Genomic DNA, 20,564 nt, shown 5'->3' with positions numbered 1-20,564 from the left:
TTATAAACGCGGATCGATCTCCCGCTCCTGTGCAACTTCAAACAAGAGATTAGCAGCGATCTCCTTATAGGCAACATGCTCAGGCGCAATCTCATCCAATGGCACCGCCAGCATTTGCATTCCCAGCTGGTACTCATTAAGCGAGGTACGAAGCTTTTGATTCACATTCTTTTGCTTGAGCAGCTTTCGGTACTTGTGCGGAAACTTGTAGTCGTACCCATAGATGATGGACAAATAATCGGGATTTCGCACCTTCATATAAGGCACCGTTTTACCGTTCCACAGCTCGGGCTTGATTACGATCCCCTCCATATGGTTCTCCATCGTCAGCTTCGAAAAGTAAAGCTCCGCCTGCTCCAGATACCCCGGCTCGGAGAGATCCAGTACAGGTCCCACGTCCTCCGACAGAAATCCGTACATCTCGGAGGTCTTCCATGCCGGAATTTCTTCGATCCCGTCCTCATATACGATCTTTAATAAGGCAAACGGCTTATACGTCATTGCTTCATCTTCTGCATACAGCTCCAGCTGTCTTCTGTACGTTTGATAGGCCTCCATATGCCCCGACAACGGGACATACGTGTCCTGAATCTCATGGACGTACTTATAGTTTTGGTACACACTTGGACCATACTTCTCGCTTAAGGCGGATTTTCCGATATGATGCTGGTCCTTTTCAAATCCGCTTGCTTCGTATTTGGCAATAAGCTTGTTGTATGCTTCTTCAAAGCCGTGTAGCTGCAGAAAGGTCAACTCGGTCTCCAGCGCTTTCTCAATGGGCTTGAACTGTCTATCGATCAACCCTTCACCGAGCGCCTTCCACGGCAGAAGCTCTCCATCCAGAATGAGCATGGCAATCTTCCGTTGTTCCATATACTCACCGAATTTATGAAGCAGCTTGCCGTAAATCTCCGTCAAATCGACTTGGTTAATCTTATAACCATTGCGGCTGACAGCATAACACTGATCCAGGTCCTTATGCAGATACACGTTGCATCGGGATCCCATATACTTCGGCTGCAGCACCACCTGCTGAACACCGTGCTCCCGGAAATAATCAAGACCTCGCTTCAGCGACTCGAGTTCATTCGTCTCGTCGTTCTTATCCGCCGGAGACATCGTGCCGGAGATGAAATTGATTTTATTACGCGAGCAGTAGTGGAGTCGGCGGATGTCATCCTCCCCAAGATCTTGAATGGAGACCTTTCGTTCCACTTTAAATAAGGTTTGCAGCTCCTCGGTAATCACCGCTTGTCTGGACTTATGAGACTTCATAAACGGTTTATACGAAATCGAGACAGAGGTCAAGAGATTGCCATGTACGCTGCCCGTGTCGATATGAAGCTTATTTCCGATCCGGAAAGACTGTTTTGCCGCGACGTGTCCGAAAATGTGATAGGGATGGTTTTTGACCGATTCCTCCTGAAGAAAAACAAGCTGCTCCTCCAGTGGAGCATCCCGGTCGATTCGGAAATTCCTTTGATGCCGGACCGAATTCGTATCCAGCTTACCGATGTACTTGTTCCGGCATGGAGCGTGAGTGACATAGAAGGATGACCCCCTGGCCCCAACATACCGATAAAATGGCTTCGAGATCGAGACTAGATGTTCAAATTTCTGCAGCAGTTCAGGATCATTCAGTAATATTTGCGTCGAGTCAAAATACGTTTCGAGCAGCTCTTGATCAACACTGCTAATCTCACCCTTGATGTACTTGCTAACAAAATTTTCATGGTTCCCAAGCACAAAGTAAAAATGTTCTTGGTTATCATACAGAAACTCGACGGTTTCCCTCGTCTGCTTGCCCTTGTCAATCCAGTCGCCAACCAAAATCAGCTTCGTATGCTTCAGCTTATCAGCCACGACCAGCTTTCCTGCTTCGATCTTGTAACCATGGTCGAGCAGCAGCCCCTTCAGATCCTCCACACATTCGTGAACGTCACCGATTATAATGTACTGCTGGTCCTGGGGGAGAATACTCGCCAAGTACGCATCCACATCTTCGGTGATCACTTTATACTCGGGATTCGCCCTTCTCTCCTCGGCCACATAAAAGTCTTTTGCACGCACTTTATGAATCTTGCCGTATCCCTCGCGGGGCAGCGTGCGGAGGACCTCCTTTTTCAGCCTATTGATGTGATTGGTGATCAGTTTCTTGGAGCGCTCCGACGCATAGTAATCTTCCCGCTTTCGGTAATCGAAGACGATGACCTCAAGGTTATAGTTGTTCTGAAATGCAATTTCCTTTACCTTAGCCCGGAAATCCTCGGAGAGCCCAGTTGTATCTACGACAACAAACTCTGCATTGATCGGAAAAGACGTCGTCATCCTCAATCTTTCAAATAAAAGGTGAAAGGCTTGTTCGCTAGCCTCGAGCATGACCTGATCGTACTTGTCATACTCATACCCAAGGACCTCCTGTCGGATCTGGTCTGAGGATAAATATTGTACATTGGCCCTGACACCCCGGTTAATATCCTCAAATCGCAGACCGGGAATCAGTACCTCCTTAGCGAACGTTGTTTTGCCGCATTCCGTTGACCCAACCAGCATGAAAATCGTGTGAACCTTCGTTTGGATATCCATCGATCAGGCCCCCCTTTTCTTGAGAATAACACCCTGTGTAGTTTGAATATTGTTCACGCCGTCCCCGACAGCAACAAATTCGGCATGTAAATTCGTATCATGGATGACATCTTGCATCCAATGTTGGAACGCCTCTTGGCCCATTTCCCACTTGTGATCATCATGCCGGAAGTCGCTCAGCTCGTAGAAGCGGTTAAAGTCGGCATTAGGCGTCGTAATGATGAATCTGTCAAAATCAACATGAGTACAAATCTGGTGAATCAGCTGTTTAGCCTCATCCTGGCTCATATGTTCGATAACCTCGGTCAGGATCACATCAACCTGCTCCCCGTTGTAGCTCTCCAGGAATTGGTCAATTGAGCCGAATGTAACGATGTTATCGATCTCTTTGGCCTCCGCTTTACGCTGTACCTTCTCCAGCAGCTCCTCATTAACGTCAACCGCATAATAGCTGCCTTCAATTTTCCCCGCAAAAGGAATCGCATAGAATCCTTCTCCGCAGCCCACGTCCAAGATCGACTTATCAAAAGCCAGCACGCTTCCGATATAATTTCTCCGCTGCAGCGCTGTGCCACCGTATGCGAATCGAATTTCATAGCGTCCCGTTTTCTCAAGCTCCGCTTTGTATTTTTGAAACCGGTCTCTGGAGTTCAGGAAGTTTCGTACAAACAGGCTGCGAATATAAAACGGCGCATCTATCACATTCATGCTCTTAATGTACTTATCCAGGATGCTTTCCGAGATATCGATATATTCGTTTCCGAACATAGAGAGGAATAAGCATAATACACTAACCACATGGAGCAATTGGTATAGACTCTTCTGCGTCGTAACGGTGAGAGAGTAGCTCTTATGCGCATGATGAGTGATTTCGAAAGTGAAATCCTTGAGATGCTTTTCGAAGTAGTCAATATACCGGACGAGTTCGATATGTATCATATTGATGAAAAAGGTATGTTCATAGCCGTCACCATCACGTTCGTCTTGTGCCTTAAGCGGTGCAGAGAAAAATTCATTAATTGCATTCAGCGGAAACAAGGGTGTATTGTACCTCGACACGTTCAGATATTCGAAGTTGTCATTTTCGTGCTGTTTATAGGAAATCTCATTGTCCGCATCTTTGAAATACACGTTATACGTCTGTTCATCCGTGTACCAGCCGTACGCCATGCCCCTGCGGATCGAGCGAAGCTGCATGCCAGTGTTCGGATTTTTCTTGATCAAAAATGAAAACTGCGGATTGGTGGATCTGATTTGGACGATTGCCATATGGATCGACTCCTAATCTACTTGTTAACGATATCTTACCTTAGATATATGCTGACGAACATGGTGAAAGTATTACGAAGGGGGCTTGAACAAAAAATCCACAAGCATTATCGCTTGTGGATTTATATAAGCCAAGTAATCAAATTATATGATCAGGGTCTGTCAATAATTTTGTGTAAACTCATTTATAGGGAACTCCCCCGGGGAGGGGGAGTTGGCCTACCTACCGTAAATGTTGACCGACCCGATCGGGGAAAAAGACGGACAGCTGTAACAGCATTTGTCCCCAGTTCTGAACCCGGCCCGTCCATTTCCGAACCACATCCATGGTGGACAGATAGAGCATCTTCCACAACGCTTCGTCGGAGGGAAAGATGCTTTTTCCTTTGGTGACTTTGCGGAGTTGGCGATGGTAACTCTCAATGATGTTGGTCGTATAGATGAGTTTCCGGATCTCTGGGGGATATTTGAAGAACGTAGCAAGCTCGTCCCAATTGTTACGCCAGGAGCGGATAATGAGCGGGTACTTGGTTCCCCATGCCTCTTCGAAACGATCCAGTTCGACCAAGGCTGCCTCTTCTGTAGCGGCTTTATAGATCGGCTTTAAGTCGGCAGTAACCCTCTTTAAGTCCTTGTAGGACACGTACCGCGTGGAATTTCGGATTTGGTGGATAATACACTTCTGGATCTCGGTCTTCGGATAGCAGGCAATAATCGCTTGAGAGAAGCCCGTCAGGTTGTCTACACATGTGATGAGGATGTCTTGTACGCCGCGGTTTTTGAGATCGTTAAGAACGCTGAGCCAGAACTTGGCGGACTCATTCTCGCCAATCCACATGCCCAACACGTCCTTGTTGCCATCCAGATCAATCCCGATGACCATGTAGGCCGCCTTGTTCACAATCGCTCCGTCCTGCTTGACCTTAAAGTGAATGGCATCCAGGAACACAACGGCATATACGCCTTGCAACGGGCGATTCTGCCACTCCTTGATCAAAGGTACGATCTTGTTGGTTACGTTTGAGATCATCGTAGGAGAGACGTCAATACCGTAGAGCCGGTTCAGATGGTCTTGGATGTCGCGTGTACTTACACCCTTGGCGTACATGGCGATAATCTGGTCCTCGATCCCCGTCACATTCGACTGATGCTTCTTCACGATCATGGGCTCAAACTCACCGTTACGATCACGCGGAACTTGGATCTCCACTTCACCATATTCGCTAATGACGGTCTTTTTCGTTTTGCCGTTGCGGCTGTTAGCGGTCACCTTGCTCTTCACATCGTGCTTCTCGTAACCGAGTTCCGTGTCGAGTTCGGCTTCCAGCATGGACTGAAGCGTCTCTGCAAACAATTCCTTGAGTGCAGATTGTACGTCATCCATGGTCTTCAGGTTGTTTTCTTTAACGAATACTTTTACCTGTTCCTTGCTAAACCGTGCCACTTGTGTCATCCTCTCAAACCGACCTTTCTTCTAGTTTACTAGATTTGGTTTTGAGAGTTTACACAAAATATTTTACAGTCTCTATGATCACACACGTATTACCTATATTATGAATTTATGTTATTTCTTTATAATTTATATTACACTAAATATTTAATATCCCAGAATTAAGTTAATCGTCATTTAGAACAAAATCAAAATAAATGGTTTTCATGACTTCTCTTGAAACATCCGTTATTTTATAATTGAATGATTTCGAGGGTATGGTGATGTCTACCAAAAAATCAAATTGAAAGGTGTACACTTTCTTTGCAAAGCCTATCCTTAATTGTGGGAAATTATAATATAAGTTGATATACTTATTACTTTCTATTTCAAAACCATGAAAATGATTGTTTATGTATCTAATTGACGTAAAAGTATTGTCTTTATCGGATCCTTTAAAGGGAAGGGGAGTCCAATGTTCACTACTATAATGGAACGGGAGTTTATTCTGCATAATGATTTTATTTATTACTAATTCGTATTTACCATCATTCCATAACTCCAGTTCAATTGTTTTAGAATTCATCAATTCAAGGTTATCTACTGTTACTATAACTTTATTATCTTTTACCTCATGTCTTTCCGAAGTAATTCTAATTGTTTTATTTAAGTAATCAAGAAAATCATTATTACTTATGTCATTATCATAGAGTTTTTCATAATATCCGTATAAATCATCCCTATATCTTTTAACCTCATTTTTTGTATAGTTTTTACTTTGACTAGTAACTGCATCGTATTTGTCATGATGATTAAAACATAAGAAAGCTAGGTTATCAAAGTTATTATTATCTCTATTTTTATCAATATGGGCAATCTGGCCATTCTTTTCATCAAGGTCATTTTGAATACCAAAACACAAACAACATCTTCTTTTTGATTTTATTAAAACATCTGTTTCTACATCTTGAGGTATTTTTTTTCTTGAACTCATGTCTTCTCCCATTTCGGCGCAATCTTAACTTTGAGTAAAATTCATTTTTTGCAAAATAAATTGCCAATCATTTACGGGATTCAGACTTCTGCTTCCAAAAAAATTGACTGCAAACTAGCTTCTACTTCAATTTTGTATGTTTCAACTATCCACTTTATATATAAGCCATATTCTTTTCTAAAATTTAAGATATTTTCAAAAATACAATTCCCCTTTTTAGTCAAGTCATTATCTGGATTATTACAGAACTTTTGAAGTGCTGTCGCCATCTTCTTCAAGTGTTTTTTAAACTCAATGGATGGTGAATACTTTTCGCTTTGCCATTCAACGAGATCATGCCTCATTTTTATGAATGAATCTATTACAAAGTGGGGGTTTTCAGCCTCTTCTAATAAATACAACGCACCAGTATTTTCATATTTGCTTATGATTAATTTTGCTAGACTTTCATCGTTTGTTTTAAGTATCTTTTTCCCGCCGTATTTTTTCATTTCTTCTTCATGGTCATTTTTCCATTTCCTAAGCAATTCTGCTGAGTACGATTCAAAGGCAGTGTCAACCATATCATGGCAATTACTACACAGCCAAATCCCGTTTTCTAAACTTGTAACATAAGACTTTAATAATTCTTTATTGTATCGTGGCCCATTTTTTGAGGCAGCATGAATATGTGCAGCTTCACCAACATCGTATGATTCATTTTCATTATCAACAGCACCAAACGTTAGTATTTTGCATTTTGGATTGGAACACATGGCACCGGCACGTTTTACTAATTTTAAAGTAGTTGTTTTACTGAAATCATTTCTCTTGGGTCTATTAGGTTGAGTAATTTCCATGTTATTTCACCGGCTCCTATTTCCTTAGTTTTCCCCTGAAGGAACAGTTCTTTGTCTAACGGTTTTTTACTTTCATAAGAACATCATCTAATATTTCTACATAATTTTACATAACCCTCCATTGGAAATATAGCAGTTTAATGAATCATTTCTACATGTTTGTTATATAAATCCACTAACTATAATGCTTATTTATTTACAATATACAACAAATAAGTAACAACCTAAGTAAACATAAATGATGAACATACCTTAATGTACCGTTACTCCTATAAAGTACGCTTGACTCAACTAAGAGCAGACAATATACTTAATCTATACCACTTGTTTTATCCCTTTCACAATTTCCGACCAGACGGACGGAAACATTCTAATTGATGTTCTAATTTATCTTTTTGTATCCTATTAATTTGATCACCTATGTATACCAAAGCCCATTTCTGGTAGAAAGCCTTTCTTCTGCTGCTGAAATGGGCTTTTTTGCGTTCAAAAAAACAAATCGTATGCCGCCACCCCCTTAGATGATGGCGGCTGAAAGGGGGATCACAGCACCAACTATACTTATACGAACAGGAGCACGATTCATATGAATCAACAAACTAAACTTTTGACAATCGATGAGGCTAGAGAGATCCTCCGTGTTGGCCGCAATGTGATGTACGAACTGATTCGAACCGGCGGCGTTCCTCATATCAAAATTGGTAAGCAGATCCGAATCCCTCTGCAGGAGCTCGAAGACTGGGTGAAGAAGCAATTGATTGCTTAAAAATATATAAGGCAAGCGAACCCGACTAAAGTACAATCAGGTTCGCTTGCCTACGTTTCTTCTATTCAATCAGTTCCGTCTTCCCAGCGCCTGGCTCATTGCTGATACAGTCTTCTTATGCGTCTTATCGAACCGATGGGTATAGATTTTGTTGGTTGTCCCTAGATCGGAATGCCCCAGCGCCTCCGAGATGGCCTTCAAATCAATCCCCGCATCGTACAGGATGCTTGCGAAGGTATGCCTCAAATCGTGAAGCCTGATTTTCGGGAAGTTGTTCTTTTCCAGAAACTCCTTAAACCGTTCCGTCACAGAATTCACCCGATAAAGCTTGCCGTTATCTTGAACGTATACGTAGTCACTATCAAAATATTCGTCGCCCAGAATACGTCTGTTCGCTTCCTGCCGCTCCTTTACCTTTAAGAGAACCTCCAGCAGCTCATCTGTAATATAGAGTACTCTTCTGCTTCTCTCCGTCTTTGGAGTCTTCACAACCTCTTGGCTGCCCGCACAGGTACGAACCTCTACGATATGAATAAGCCTCTCATCAAGATCAACGTATTTCCATCGTAGCCCCATGATTTCTTCTCTTCTCAAGCCCAAATACCCGGCGAGATGTACCGGCAGCTCCAGCCTTGTATCCTTGACGGCATCAAGCAGTCTATTCAGCTGATCTCTGGTATAGGATTGACCAACAAAGCGCTCTTTCTTGGGTAGTGTGACCGCGTCACATACGTTCCTGTGTACGAACTGCTGCTTCAGTCCGTAATCCAACGCCTTGCGAATACATGCATGATGCTTATGTACTGTGTTCGGTTTCAAGCCCTTGTCATCCATCAGATGCTTGTAGTATTGTTGAATAAATGCCGGCTGAAGCTTCTGAAGTTCGATGGCCCCGAGATAGGGAACCACATGATTATAAATGATGTTTTCATTGGAGTACTTGGTTGTTTCTTCACAGTTGTATTTCACGTAGTTGTCCATCCAGTGTTCCAAAAACTCGGCAAAGGTCATTTTAGATGTCTGGACGAGTAGGTTGCGCTGCTGATTATACTCAAATTCATTCAGCAGCTTCTTGGCTTCTGCTTCGGACGAGGCAGTAGTATATTGTCTGATTCGTTTCCCTGAACTGTCTCTTCCGAAATCGAAGGTTACCCTGAATTTTGTCCCGACTTTTGTAATATTACCGGCCACACTACCACCTCATCTCAAGCTAATCGTAGGGGAGTCCCCTACCTCAAGATTATGATAGCATCATCTTTATCAAAACGTTAGTGAACCGGCTGTAGCCCAATGGACTACAAGACACCTCAAAAATGAGGGATCCAAAAAAGTTTGGGCTACATTTGGACTACAATTTCATCCCAGAAAAGCCAAAAACCCGCTCCAGGAGCGGGTTTTCAGTATGGAGGCGAGGGGAGTCGAACCCCTGTCCGAAGACAACGCCACATAGGCTTCTACGGGTGTAGTCACAGTTTTGATGTCACCCGAGCAGCGCCCCGTAACCGGCTCTGCGTTGGGTCAGCCTGATTATCTTCTTCCGTCGACCCCAGGCGGAGACCAAACGGCGTATCCCACTTAAGGTTGAGCCCTATTCCCGGTACATGGGCGATACAGAGATAGAGCACGCGTGCAGGTTATTAAGCTGCTACAGCGTAGGAAGTGTTAGCTTTGCCATTTAATAGGCTTTAGCGTTGTTGAAGTGGACGCGTCCCCACTACCCGCTACCCATGCTCGAACTATCCCCGTCGAATCCAAAAACGCCCCCGAGATGAGAAGGCGCCAAGACTGAACGGCATCAAAGCCTGAGTCATGGTCGCAAAAACAATTATAGCATACAACCTCTCCGCATGCTTATGCGGATTGGTGGAAGCACTGGAACAACCTGCGCATCGCCCAGTAACACCTTACCGCGCAACCTTCTGCTTCTCGCGCAGCACGCGCTGGATATCGCGCTGTGCATCGCGCTTCGCAGCCGATTCACGCTTATCGTACTGCTTCTTGCCCTTACCGATGCCAAGCAGCAGCTTCGCGTAACCGTTGCGCACGTACACCTTCAGCGGCACAATTGTGTACCCTTCCTGCTTCACCGTGCCGAGCAGCTTCATGATCTGCTCTCTCTTGAGCAGCAGCTTGCGGGCCCGGGTCGGGTCGGTCGGATTGTTCCGGTTCCCCTGTTCAAAAGGGCTGATGTGCATGTTGTGGATAAACGCTTCGCCATTACGGATCGTGGCAAAGCTGTCGGAAATGTTCGCCCTGCCGTTACGCAACGACTTAATTTCCGTCCCGGTCAACACCATCCCGGCCTCATAGGTATCTTCGATGAAGTAATCATGGGATGCTTTTTTATTTTGCGCGAGAACCTTGCCTTCGGCTTTTTTGCTGCCCATGTACGCCACCTCCTATTGATCCAGTTCTAAAATGATATCACCCGAGAGCTGGAAAATCAAGAGACGGGCTCCTTCAGCACCTCCGGCAAAGGCGGCGGGCCTACCTGTTCAAGCTCTTCATCCGTCCCGATAAAAAAACGTTGAACGATCGGACCCCCAAGCATCCGAACCGGCGGCTTCTGATAAGACTCCATTTTCCCATTGTGATTTCCTTGAATCAGGGCAAAAGGAATCGGCTTGCGCCTCCCTTCCCCATCCACATACACATAGTAATCAATGGCGCTGCCAAACTGGAGCTGCTTCGTAGACGTCCGCAAAATGCCGTCCTCCGGGATGTCATAGCGGATGAACGATCCTTCCTTAACCAAAGGCTTTGCATCCTCTTGATTATATATAATCTGAATCCAGCCGGTGTATCCCTCCGGAATCAGAAACATGCTCGGCTCCCGCACGTCGCGGGTACAGCCGGAAGCCACAAATACCGCCATCAAAACAAGTGAGAGAACGACCCCGATCCGTAGCTTCCTCATGCTGCGTACGTTCCTCCTTTTTGGAAAAAGCACATGCACCCCAGCGCCGAAAAAGCAGCCGAGACACATGTGCCATGGTACACCTTGCCAGCAGATCAAACCTGTATGCCAGAAGCAATTCGCCCCCACATCAAGCATATGAAGCCTGCCTGGAGGGGCGCCGCTTCAAAAAGTCAAAAACCATACCTAACCCTTACTTCCGCTTACGCTTAGCCGACGGCGCCACCGACTTCTTCTTGCCGCCACCCGGCTTGCCGCGTCCGCCACCCGGACGCCCACCGCCGCCGCTACGGCCTTCGCCGGCGCCAACGCCCGTGCCCAGCGGCTGGAACACCGTCGCCTTGCGCTTCTTGCCGCTCGGCCCCGCCGATTCCGTGCCGCCGCCAGCGGAATCGCCCCGGGCACCGCCCTCGCCGCGCTTCGCGCCACGACCGCCGCCGCCGTTGGACCCGCCTCGATCGCGGTCACCGCCCCGGCCTTCGCCGCCGCGCTTACCTCCGCGGCCGCCCCCGGCGCCGCGCTTCTTACGGTCGGCCCACTCCAGGAGCGCTCCGTCCACCAAAGAGATTTTGTTCTCGCGGGGCTTCGTATCCACGAGCTCAAAATCAATCGAGTGCTCCTCCATGCTCACGCGGGCACAGCGCACGCGCACCTCGTCGCCGATGCGGTAAATCTTCGACGTCCGCTCGCCGATCAGCGCCAAATACTGCTCATGGAAGTGATAATAATCGTCGTTCAAGTCGCTCAAGCGAATGAGGCCCTCGACCGTATTTTCCAGCTCGATGAACATGCCGAACGACGTCACGCTCGAGATAATGCCCTCGAATTCCTCGCCGACTTTGTCCATCATAAACTCGGCCTTCTTCAGCGCCTCCGTATCGCGCTCCGCATCCACCGCGACGCGCTCCCGCTCCGACGACTGCTGCGCAATGTCGGCCATGCGCGTCTGCAAGTACTCCTGCCGCTCCTCGGTGAGCGCGCCGCCATTTTCAAACACCTCGCGCATCACGCGGTGAATGATTAAGTCCGGGTAACGCCGGATCGGCGACGTAAAATGCGAATAATACTCCGCCGCCAAGCCAAAATGCCCCTTGCTCTCATGGTCATACTTCGCCTGCTTCATCGAGCGCAGCAGTACGGTCGAAATGACCGTCTCTTCCTTCGCGCCTTTAATTTCCTCCAGAATGGACTGCAGCGCACGCGGATGAATCTTATTGCCCTTGCCGCGCACCACATACCCGAAGTTCGACACAAACTGCGTGAAATGCAGCAGCTTCTCCGGATCCGGGTCCTCGTGAATCCGGTATAAGAACGGCACCTTCATCCAGTGGAAATGCTCCGCCACCGTCTCGTTCGCCGCAAGCATAAACTCCTCGATAATCATCTCGGCGATGCTGCGTTCCCGCTTCACGATGTCGACAGGCTTGCCGCTCTCGTCGACGATCACCTTCGCTTCTGTGAAGTCAAAATCAATCGCCCCGCGCTGCATCCGCTGCCAGCGCAGCTTCATCGCCAAGTCCTTCATATGGCGGAACATCGGCACCAAATCCGCGTACCGCTCCATCAGCTCCGGCTCTTCGTCCATCAGGATTTTACGCACATTCGTATACGTCATGCGCTCCTTGGTCCGAATCACACTCGTAAAAATATCATGCCGCACAACCTTCGCCGTCTCCGGATCGATTTCCATCTCACAGGACATCGTCAAGCGGTCCACCTTCGGATTCAACGAACAAATCCCGTTGGACAAACGATGCGGCAGCATCGGAATCACCCGGTCAACCAAGTACACCGAGCAGCCCCGGTTGTACGCTTCGCGATCCAGCTCAGAGCCTTCCTTCACATAATAACCAACGTCGGCGATATGCACGCCAAGCAGGTAGTTGCCGTTTTCCAGCAGCTCCACGTTAACAGCGTCATCCAAGTCCTTCGCGTCTTCACCGTCAATCGTCACAATGACGCGGTCGCGCAAATCGCGGCGTCCCGCCAGCTCCGGCTCGCGGATCGTATCCGGCGCCTTCTCGGCTTCCGCCATGACCTCAGCAGGAAACGCTTCCGGCAGCCGATGCTTGCGAATAATCGACAAAATATCGACACCCGGGTCATCCTTATGCCCCAAAACTTCGACAATTTCTCCCTCGGCCGACGTACGCCCTTCCGGGAACGAAACAATTTTAACAACAACCTTTTGCCCGGAAACGGCGCCCATAAACGCATGCTGCGGAATAAATACGTCCTTCGTAAGACGCTTGTCATCCGGCTGCACAAAGCCATAGCTTTCGTAGCTTGTAAACGTGCCGACAAGCTGATCGTTCGCGCGCGTAACAATGCGGACGACCTCGCCTTCCATGCGGCCCCCGTGCATGCCCTTCAGTGTAATGCGGATGAGCACAATATCGCCGTTCATACCGCTTTTCAGATCATTTGCATGAATATACACATCGGGATGATCCCGGTCCTCCGGAATAAAAAACGCAAACCCTTTCGCATGCACCTGCAGCTTGCCGCGCAGCAAATTCATCCGCTCCGGAATGCCGTAGCGGTCCGTACGCGTCCGCATAATTTGGCCGGACTCCTCCAGCTCGTTAAGCACGCGCACCAAATCCTTAAAATCGTCGGAATCCTCGATTCCATAATGCTTTTCCAGCTCTTGCACCGTCATCGGTTTATACGCTTCTTCACGCATAAATTCCAGGACTTCTTGTGTCGTTACCATACGCTCACCCACTTCGTCCTTTCTTTTTTCCTTATGTATTTCATAATCTTTACGAGATCGCGTCCCCATATGCAAAAATGCCTCTGCCGTCCCTAAGATGTATATGTTTCCTACCGTAACATTCGCCTGTCCCGCCGTCAAATCCTCACGCAAAAAAGCCCCGAAGCCGCGGCCCCAACCACTGGAGCTGCATTTTCAAGGCTAGTTTATGATGTGAAAATAAAAACGGTCACGGCGCTACACCTTTACCGGCAGCGCCTGCACAAATCCCAAAATATCCGCATACACCTCGTCGCGGTCCTTGTCCAGCAAAATCCCATGCGACGACTGCGCATAATACTTCAGCTTACGGTGCGCCGACGACACCCCGCGATAAATAAACTCCGCGCTCAGAGGCTTCACCGCGCCGTCGCGGACCCCCTGCCCGACAAAAATCGGGGCATGGACCGCGCCAAGCGAATCCTTCACGAGCCGCACCAGCTGGCGCAGGCTCACCACGCAATTCACCGGTGTCCGCGTATACGCAAGCGACTCCGCATCAATATCCGGAATGCCGCTCGGCCGGCGGTCTATATATTTGAACATATACTGAAGCGGATGCGCCAGCACGCTCAAGCGAGTCGCCAGAAAGATCGGCGCCGCCATCGAGATCACGCCCTGCACCTCGCGCTCGGACGCCAGCTTCAAGCTGAGCAGTCCGCCCATTGAATGGCCAAGCACGACAATCCGCTTGTATCCTTGCTGCTTAACTTCATCGTAACGATCGACCACGTACTGCCACCAGTCGTTCCAGTTCGTCCGGCTCATCTCCTCCGGGCTTGTCCCGTGACCGGGCAACCGCAGCCCGTCCACCGTGTACCCATTCCCCTGCAGATAATAACCGACTCTGCGCATTTCGGAGGGGGTACCTGTAAATCCATGCACCGCCATAATCAGCGTGCTCTCATTTTCTCCATGTCCCGGCAGGAAAAAGGGCTCGGCCGAACGCAACAGCTGTTCCATAACCAATTCCCCCTCTATCCTCATCTCTATATTCTATTTTCCCCAAATAAAAAAACAGCAGGATCAATAGAAACCCTGCTGTTTATTTTCGGGGTTTTGCCCTCGTTTTTCAACCGGTAATTATTTCACCATGTAAGCAACGACCGCAGAAAGAATGAAAAAGCCTGCCGCCAAAATCATCGTTACACGGGAAAGCACAAGCTCCATACCGCGAGCCTTTTGTCTTCCGAACAGCTGCTCCGCGCCGCCAGAAATGGCACCCGACAGACCTGCGCTCTTGCCGCTTTGCAGCAATACAACCGCAATCAGCCCAAGAGAGAATACGATCAACACAATTTTCAAGAAAACTTCCATGTCCGAATCACACCTCCGTCCGTAGACATTCGTGTAGGAAGTATACCATATTTTTTACTATAAAACAAACCTTCCCCTACGCCCGGTACCCGGAAAACGATGGGAGTGCGTCCTTTTTCCGCTTCGGACGGATAAAGGATAGGATGCACGACCTCGCGCACCAAAGCGCGACGACTACAAACAGCACCGACCAAAGCACCGGCGAGGTTCCCGTATGCACCGCTAAGTTCGTCGCATCCCCCGCCGCATCCGGCCGCAGCCAGGACAGCAGCAGTAAATCCACCGAGCTGTACACCGCTTCTTCTAAGGTTAAGAACGCCAGCAGCAGGAAATACCCCGTCGTGATCGTCCGGCTCGGGAAAAGCATAAACATAAAATTCAGCCCGATAAAGCCGATCAGCCACAGAACCCCAAACCCATTGCGCACAAATAGCAGCAGACTCAGCACAGCGAGCACCGTAATGACCGCCAACCCCCGGCGAATTTGCCCTTTTGCATAACAACGGAACAAATACACGCCAAACAGCGAGGCCGTGAAATATCCCGCTAGCGCCACGGGTATGAGCCGCCAGCCAGCCGTCACCTGCGAAAGAGTCAACCCGCTATGATCCTCGTACAAGTGAATGTACATGACATCTCCCGACAGCAGCAGCGTCGCTAGAGCGTGACCAAACTCGTGGATCATCGTGTTCAGGTTGCGGAAAAAAGGATGAAACGGCAGCAGCCGCGTCAAAAACGCGGAGCCGACAAGAAACAATATCGTGATGATCCAGCGCGTCATCGGCCAGCCTCCCAAAGATGCGTATCAAGTCATCGTAACATAAAAAAAGTATAGGCGAACGGGTAACGTCCGCCTATACTTTTTCTCTATGCGAGGCCAGGTTCCTCTATGAGTAATTCCTCTAAGCCAAATTTGTATTTTTTTACTTCTAAGGTTTGGAGAAAGCGCATAAAACCCCTTGGCGGCGCAATACCTTAATGTATGGCTTATGCCAGATTTTCAGTCGACAGCTCACAGGACGGCTGCCACGCCGGGAGAGGATCATGGAAGGTATTCCAATCTAAGCTCATCTCTTCATCCGACAGCAGGCAACCATCTAAACCGCGAATGATCTCATCCCGCTGCATGTCGATACCGATCAAGACCAGCTCCGACACCCGGTCACCCCACACAGGATGCCAGCTCTCCAGGAGCTCCGGTTCTTCGATAAGAACTTGGCGCCTATCCTCATCCGGCAGCGCCGACACCCAATAGCCCGAAGGGCCGAATTGGATGGAAGGCCCCGCCTGACTCAGGCTCGCAGCAATTTCGTTGCGGCTCGACAGCCACAGGATTCCTTTCGCCCGAACCACTTCCACCGGCCAATCCTCCAAGAATGCCGCAAACCGTTCCGTATGGAATGGCCTTTGCCTCCGATAGACAAAGGAGCTGATCCCATATTCCTCTGTCTCAGGCGTGTGACTCTCCTTCCGCAGCTCGTTCAGCCAACCGGCCGACTGGCTTGCCTCATCGAAGTCAAAGCGGTTCGTGTTTAAGATTTCCGCCGGATCCACTTGGCCTCGCGTCGTCCGTATAAACTTCGCCCGCGGCTGCAGCTTTCGCAGCACCTGCTCCAATTCGTCCAGCTCCTCCGGCTTCACCAGATCGCATTTATTGAGCAGCAGCACATCGCAAAACTCGATTTGATCAATAAGCAAATCAACAACTTCCCGTGTATCGTCCTCACCAAGTGCCTGTTTGCGCTCCAGAAGGCTTTCCCCGGAAGAGAAATCGTGCCAGAACCGATAGGCATCCACTACGGTAACCATACAATCCAGACGGCAGTAGGTGGATAAGTCGATCCCCTTCTCTTCATCAACATAGGTTAAGGTCTGCGCAACAGGCACCGGCTCGCCGATCCCCGTTGATTCGATGAGAATATAATCGAACCGGCCTTCCTTCGCCAGCCGTTCCACCTCTTGAAGCAAATCTTCCCTCAGCGTACAGCAAATACAGCCATTCGACATCTCTACAAGCTTTTCTTCCGTGCGGGATAAATTACTTCCCTCCCGGATCAAATCCGCATCAATATTGACTTCGCTCATGTCATTAACAATAACGGCAACCTTGAGTCCGTGCCGGTTATTCAGCACATGATTCATTACCGTCGTCTTGCCGGAACCCAAGTAGCCGCTCAGCACGGTAACAGGTATTTTCTTCGTCGTCATTTCCTCTCTACCTCTCTTATCTTGTTTCCCGATGCAGCGTTACCCGCTTCAAACGCGGACAGTATTTTTTCAGCTCCAAACGGTTTGGATGCGTCTTCTTATTTTTCGTCGTCGTATAGTTCCGATCGCCGGTTTCTGTACAAGCCAAGGTTACGATAACACGCATATACAAAACTCCCCTTCCTTCAATCCAGCTTAATCGTAATCATTACTATTAAGCACTATAACAAGGCGAACCGCCAACGTCAACCCTTTTATTCAAGTCCTTAGATCAAATTGGAGCTTCTCTTTCTTCTCTTGCTTACCCGCACAGCGCCGGCAATAGCCGTAAACTTCAAACTTGTGACTGACCACTGTAAAGGATGAAGGGACCTTAATCATCGTCATCGGGCAAAAAGGAAGCGGGGTAATTTTGCTGCAGCCAAGACAAATCAAATGATGATGGTGATGTGTCCGGCAAGCGATCTTAAACTTCACTCCATCGTCAAAATCGAATTGCTCGACAACACCCACATCCCTCATCATTCGAATGTTCCGGTAAATCGTATCGTAGCTTACACCGGGAAACATGCGGTTCATTTGCTCATACAGCTCCCTCGTTTGCAAAAACCCCTTCTGTTCAATCAAAATCCGGATCAGCATCTTCCGTTGGGACGTGATTCGCAAGCCTTCGATTTCTAACTGACGCAGAATCGACTGCAGCTTCCGCTCCGTCATCCGGCACCCCTCCTTCACATGCGCCCTTGCAGCATCCCATACTTACCGCACGAGACTCTCCAAGTCTGCCATCAGATTCGCTCTTGAAAACTGCTCTCCCATGAATACCGCTACATCTTGCACGTTGCCCTGCGGCCGGATGGTAACGAACTCTACTTGGCGATAGGCAAATTGAAATAATACACGTTCTCCTGTTTCAGCAGACGTAAAAATCCCTTTCCCACGGTACACATTGTCCGGCAGCTTCCTGATGATTTCCTCCAGCCGAGAAGGCTCGATCGGCTGCTCGAAATAATGCGTGCAAACCATAACATGATCGTGTGAATGATGGTGATGATTATGGTGATGCTCCTTAGGTTCAAGATCGTGATGCTGATGCGGCTTTGCATGGTTCTTCTCATCGTTGTGGCAGCATGCTGTTTTTGATTCCTGATGAGGAGCTTGTAACGTCTCGCTTGTACTCATTGCCAGACTCTCTTTCTGAAAAGGCAGCTCCAGTAATGCGGGATCCACCTCACAAAAAGCAGTCGTACGAATGAAGGCGTGCGCATTGATTTCCCTGGCCGCCTGCGCAAGCAGCTGCAGCTCCTCACCTTGAACACAATCTGTTTTGTTCAAAACAATAAGCGATGCACAGCGAATTTGATCCTTCATAAGCCGGTACGTCCTGCCCTCGCCCTTACCCCGCCAATGCAAAAAATGAGGCGCGTCCACGACTGCAACGGTTGCTTGGATTTCAATACGAACCAGCAGAGCCGCTTCGGTCACCGCATCCAAAATTTCCATCGGATTGGCCACGCCGGTTGCTTCAATGAAAATCAGATCCGGGTCCGACTCTTCGATCAGCTTTTGAATTTCCATCCCAAGGTCTCCCCGAATACTGCAGCAGATGCAGCCACTCAGCATTTCTCGCATTGGAACGGAATCCTCGACGAGCTGACCATCCAAATTTACATCTCCAACCTCATTCATTATCAGGGCCGGGCGCTTCCCGGACTTTGTATAATGCTCCAGCAGCTTAGTAAGCAACGTGGTTTTTCCACTGCCCAAAAAACCCGACAGGATGATAATCGGCACACTATTGTTCATGTTCTGCTACCCCTTTGCTATACCTTCGATGGATAAGCCTGAAGCAATAAACTCCCGTTCGTACGAGTAAACGATCTGCTCCTCCAGGCGGCTCCCTTCCAAATGCTTGTGGACTAGCAGCCTGCCTGTTTCAGGGGTAATGTTCTTGTACCATACTCCCTGTGGATAAGCGATTACGACGCAAGCATCTGCACAGCGACCATTGCAGCGCGTCCGTGTCGTATGAATGAGCTTATCGGCGCCCAGCTTTGTGACCTCGTCCCGAATCGCTTGGGTTACTTCCTCACCGCCCTGCTTCATACAACTTCCACCGTTACATAGTAGGAAATGGCATTGAGTTTGCTGCAGATTCCATGTTGTCATGGGGATGCTTCCTCCCTTCTTTTTGGACAAAACCAAGCCCAAATCTTATCTGTTTTTGTTTATTCGTAATTATTACGATTATATTGATAAAACAATGCATATACAAGGAGTAAACCCAAATAAAGGAGAGATCAACAATGAATAAAGTACCTGTCATCTTGTTAAGCGGTTTTCTGGGCAGCGGGAAAACAACATTACTCCTGCGCCTTCTTCAAGAGGCGAAAAGCCGCCAGCTGAGGACTGCTGTATTGATGAACGAGCTAGGGCAAACGGACGTGGACGGCGGCTTCATCCAGTCCGATTTGCCGAGCGAATCACTCGAAAAATTAATGGACGGCTGCATATGCTGCAGCAAAAAATCCGAAGTAACCGCATCCGTCAAACGGCTCATTGATCAACATCCGGATGTATTATTCATCGAGCTTACCGGTGTGGCTAATCCGGAGGAAGTAGCCGATGCTCTCACTGAGCCACACCTGCTGAACCGCGTCGAGCTAAGACACATGATCACGGTGCTCGATTCCGAATGGGTGCTGGAGTATAACAGCATGTTTAACACGGATCAGGCATTGAAGCACACGCTACATCGGCAGATGGATGTCGCGGATATCATCCTGATCAACAAAACAGATCTTGCTTCGTCATCCCAGCTGCTAAAAATCAAAGCTGTAGTAAAAAAGCAGAACCCTAAGGCTGTCATCCACTTTACCCAGCACAGCCAAGCGGATCTGTCGCACATCTTTTCGGGAATTGAGCCTCTTGCTCTCCCTGTGCCGGTAAAAAGAACAGGATTTAGAGTGATGATGTCTGCGCGCAAGCCAGAGCCTTCCGCTGACCCTGTGCACGATCATCAGCATGAGCACAAAGATCAGACAACAACATCGACTGCAAAGGCTTCGTTCAGCAGAGTTCAAACCATCACACTTCCTATTCCCGAATATACGAAAGTAACCGTGAAACAAGTAGAGCAATTTTTTCATCGTTGGGGGGACGGGCTGCTCAGGGCAAAAGGATTTGTGGCACTCTCCGACTCCGAATCTAACAACATCCTGTTTCAATTTGCCGGAAAGCGAATCCATTGGGAAATCAGCGATTACTCCGGTCCGTCCTATCTCGTCCTCATCGGTATTGATTTGAATCGGCAGCAGCTTGAACAGGATTGGAACCAGCTGTTCGTTCAGCGTACCGGTCGATAAATTACATCACTCGGCCGCAGAAAAATTCAATTCCTTATTCAACTCATACATGTACTACGGTTGGAACAAACATTGCTGCTCAACCCCCTTTCCACCATACATCGAATATACAATCCGTT

At 48.3% G+C, this 20,564-nt stretch carries 19 protein-coding genes and 1 other RNA gene; 2 read left to right on the top strand and 18 right to left on the bottom strand.

Annotated features, from left to right (window positions below):
- The 5 genes from GQS10_RS08185 to GQS10_RS08165 form a co-directional block, all read right to left on the bottom strand.
- Positions 1–2,586, bottom strand: a complete 2,586-nt coding sequence (locus GQS10_RS08185) for a metallophosphoesterase (protein ID WP_166240912.1) — start codon at positions 2,584–2,586, stop codon at positions 1–3.
- 3 nt (positions 2,587–2,589) lie between these two features.
- Positions 2,590–3,855 carry a class I SAM-dependent methyltransferase gene (locus GQS10_RS08180; protein ID WP_166240910.1) on the bottom strand — a complete coding sequence of 422 codons (1,266 nt, stop codon included), beginning with the start codon at positions 3,853–3,855 and terminating at the stop codon, positions 2,590–2,592.
- Positions 3,856–4,078: 223 nt separating this feature from the next.
- Positions 4,079–5,308 carry an IS256 family transposase gene (locus GQS10_RS08175; protein ID WP_166240908.1) on the bottom strand — a complete coding sequence of 410 codons (1,230 nt, stop codon included), beginning with the start codon at positions 5,306–5,308 and terminating at the stop codon, positions 4,079–4,081.
- 163 nt (positions 5,309–5,471) lie between these two features.
- Positions 5,472–6,278 carry a hypothetical protein gene (locus GQS10_RS08170; protein ID WP_166240906.1) on the bottom strand — a complete coding sequence of 269 codons (807 nt, stop codon included), beginning with the start codon at positions 6,276–6,278 and terminating at the stop codon, positions 5,472–5,474.
- Positions 6,279–6,358: 80 nt separating this feature from the next.
- Positions 6,359–7,117 carry an HNH endonuclease gene (locus GQS10_RS08165; RefSeq protein WP_166240904.1) on the bottom strand — a complete coding sequence of 253 codons (759 nt, stop codon included), beginning with the start codon at positions 7,115–7,117 and terminating at the stop codon, positions 6,359–6,361.
- Between the two features lie 586 nt (positions 7,118–7,703).
- On the opposite strand from GQS10_RS08165, the gene GQS10_RS08160 reads away from it, so the two are divergent.
- Complete coding sequence (locus GQS10_RS08160; protein WP_166240902.1) at positions 7,704–7,883, top strand: helix-turn-helix domain-containing protein; 180 nt, start codon at positions 7,704–7,706, stop codon at positions 7,881–7,883.
- Between the two features lie 69 nt (positions 7,884–7,952).
- On the opposite strand, the gene GQS10_RS08155 is transcribed toward GQS10_RS08160, so the two are convergent.
- The 13 genes from GQS10_RS08155 to GQS10_RS08095 all read right to left on the bottom strand — a co-directional run bounded on the left by GQS10_RS08155 (position 7,953) and on the right by GQS10_RS08095 (position 19,249).
- On the bottom strand, positions 7,953–9,074 hold the full coding sequence (locus GQS10_RS08155) for a tyrosine-type recombinase/integrase (RefSeq protein ID WP_166240900.1): 1,122 nt from the start codon (positions 9,072–9,074) through the stop codon (positions 7,953–7,955).
- Between the two features lie 209 nt (positions 9,075–9,283).
- Positions 9,284–9,648: a transfer-messenger RNA gene (gene ssrA, locus GQS10_RS08150) on the bottom strand.
- 139 nt (positions 9,649–9,787) lie between these two features.
- On the bottom strand, positions 9,788–10,270 hold the full coding sequence (smpB, locus tag GQS10_RS08145) for an SsrA-binding protein SmpB (protein ID WP_166240898.1): 483 nt from the start codon (positions 10,268–10,270) through the stop codon (positions 9,788–9,790).
- Positions 10,271–10,326: 56 nt separating this feature from the next.
- Positions 10,327–10,800, bottom strand: a complete 474-nt coding sequence (locus GQS10_RS08140; protein WP_166240896.1) for a DUF6843 domain-containing protein — start codon at positions 10,798–10,800, stop codon at positions 10,327–10,329.
- 193 nt (positions 10,801–10,993) lie between these two features.
- A complete protein-coding gene (rnr, locus tag GQS10_RS08135; protein ID WP_166240894.1) occupies positions 10,994–13,516 on the bottom strand; it encodes a ribonuclease R in 2,523 nt (840 codons plus the stop codon).
- 237 nt (positions 13,517–13,753) lie between these two features.
- Complete coding sequence (locus GQS10_RS08130; RefSeq protein WP_166240892.1) at positions 13,754–14,518, bottom strand: alpha/beta hydrolase; 765 nt, start codon at positions 14,516–14,518, stop codon at positions 13,754–13,756.
- A gap of 120 nt (positions 14,519–14,638) precedes the next feature.
- Complete coding sequence (secG, locus tag GQS10_RS08125; RefSeq protein ID WP_166240890.1) at positions 14,639–14,872, bottom strand: preprotein translocase subunit SecG; 234 nt, start codon at positions 14,870–14,872, stop codon at positions 14,639–14,641.
- 76 nt (positions 14,873–14,948) lie between these two features.
- On the bottom strand, positions 14,949–15,653 hold the full coding sequence (locus tag GQS10_RS08120; protein WP_166240888.1) for a M50 family metallopeptidase: 705 nt from the start codon (positions 15,651–15,653) through the stop codon (positions 14,949–14,951).
- Between the two features lie 206 nt (positions 15,654–15,859).
- On the bottom strand, positions 15,860–17,080 hold the full coding sequence (locus GQS10_RS08115; RefSeq protein WP_166240886.1) for a GTP-binding protein: 1,221 nt from the start codon (positions 17,078–17,080) through the stop codon (positions 15,860–15,862).
- 16 nt (positions 17,081–17,096) lie between these two features.
- Positions 17,097–17,246 (bottom strand): 50S ribosomal protein L33, encoded by a 150-nt coding sequence (gene rpmG, locus GQS10_RS08110; RefSeq protein ID WP_166240884.1) that lies wholly within the window; start codon positions 17,244–17,246, stop codon positions 17,097–17,099.
- A 92-nt stretch (positions 17,247–17,338) separates the two neighbouring features.
- Entirely contained in the window at positions 17,339–17,797 is a 459-nt protein-coding gene (locus GQS10_RS08105) for a Fur family transcriptional regulator (RefSeq protein ID WP_166240882.1), read from the bottom strand.
- Between the two features lie 42 nt (positions 17,798–17,839).
- Positions 17,840–18,886, bottom strand: a complete 1,047-nt coding sequence (locus tag GQS10_RS08100) for a CobW family GTP-binding protein (protein ID WP_166240880.1) — start codon at positions 18,884–18,886, stop codon at positions 17,840–17,842.
- 6 nt (positions 18,887–18,892) lie between these two features.
- Entirely contained in the window at positions 18,893–19,249 is a 357-nt protein-coding gene (locus GQS10_RS08095) for a (2Fe-2S) ferredoxin domain-containing protein (RefSeq protein ID WP_166240878.1), read from the bottom strand.
- A gap of 137 nt (positions 19,250–19,386) precedes the next feature.
- Between GQS10_RS08095 and GQS10_RS08090 the strand changes: the two genes are divergently transcribed.
- Complete coding sequence (locus GQS10_RS08090; protein ID WP_166240877.1) at positions 19,387–20,445, top strand: CobW family GTP-binding protein; 1,059 nt, start codon at positions 19,387–19,389, stop codon at positions 20,443–20,445.
- Positions 20,446–20,564: the final 119 nt, after the last annotated feature.

Origin of the sequence: Paenibacillus turpanensis, from assembly GCF_011421635.1 — a bacterium.
GTDB classification, from domain to species: Bacteria; Bacillota; Bacilli; order Paenibacillales; family YIM-B00363; genus Paenibacillus_AK; species Paenibacillus_AK turpanensis.
The sequence above is the reverse complement of the archived record's forward strand: the minus strand, read 5'-3'. Positions and strand labels throughout refer to the sequence as shown.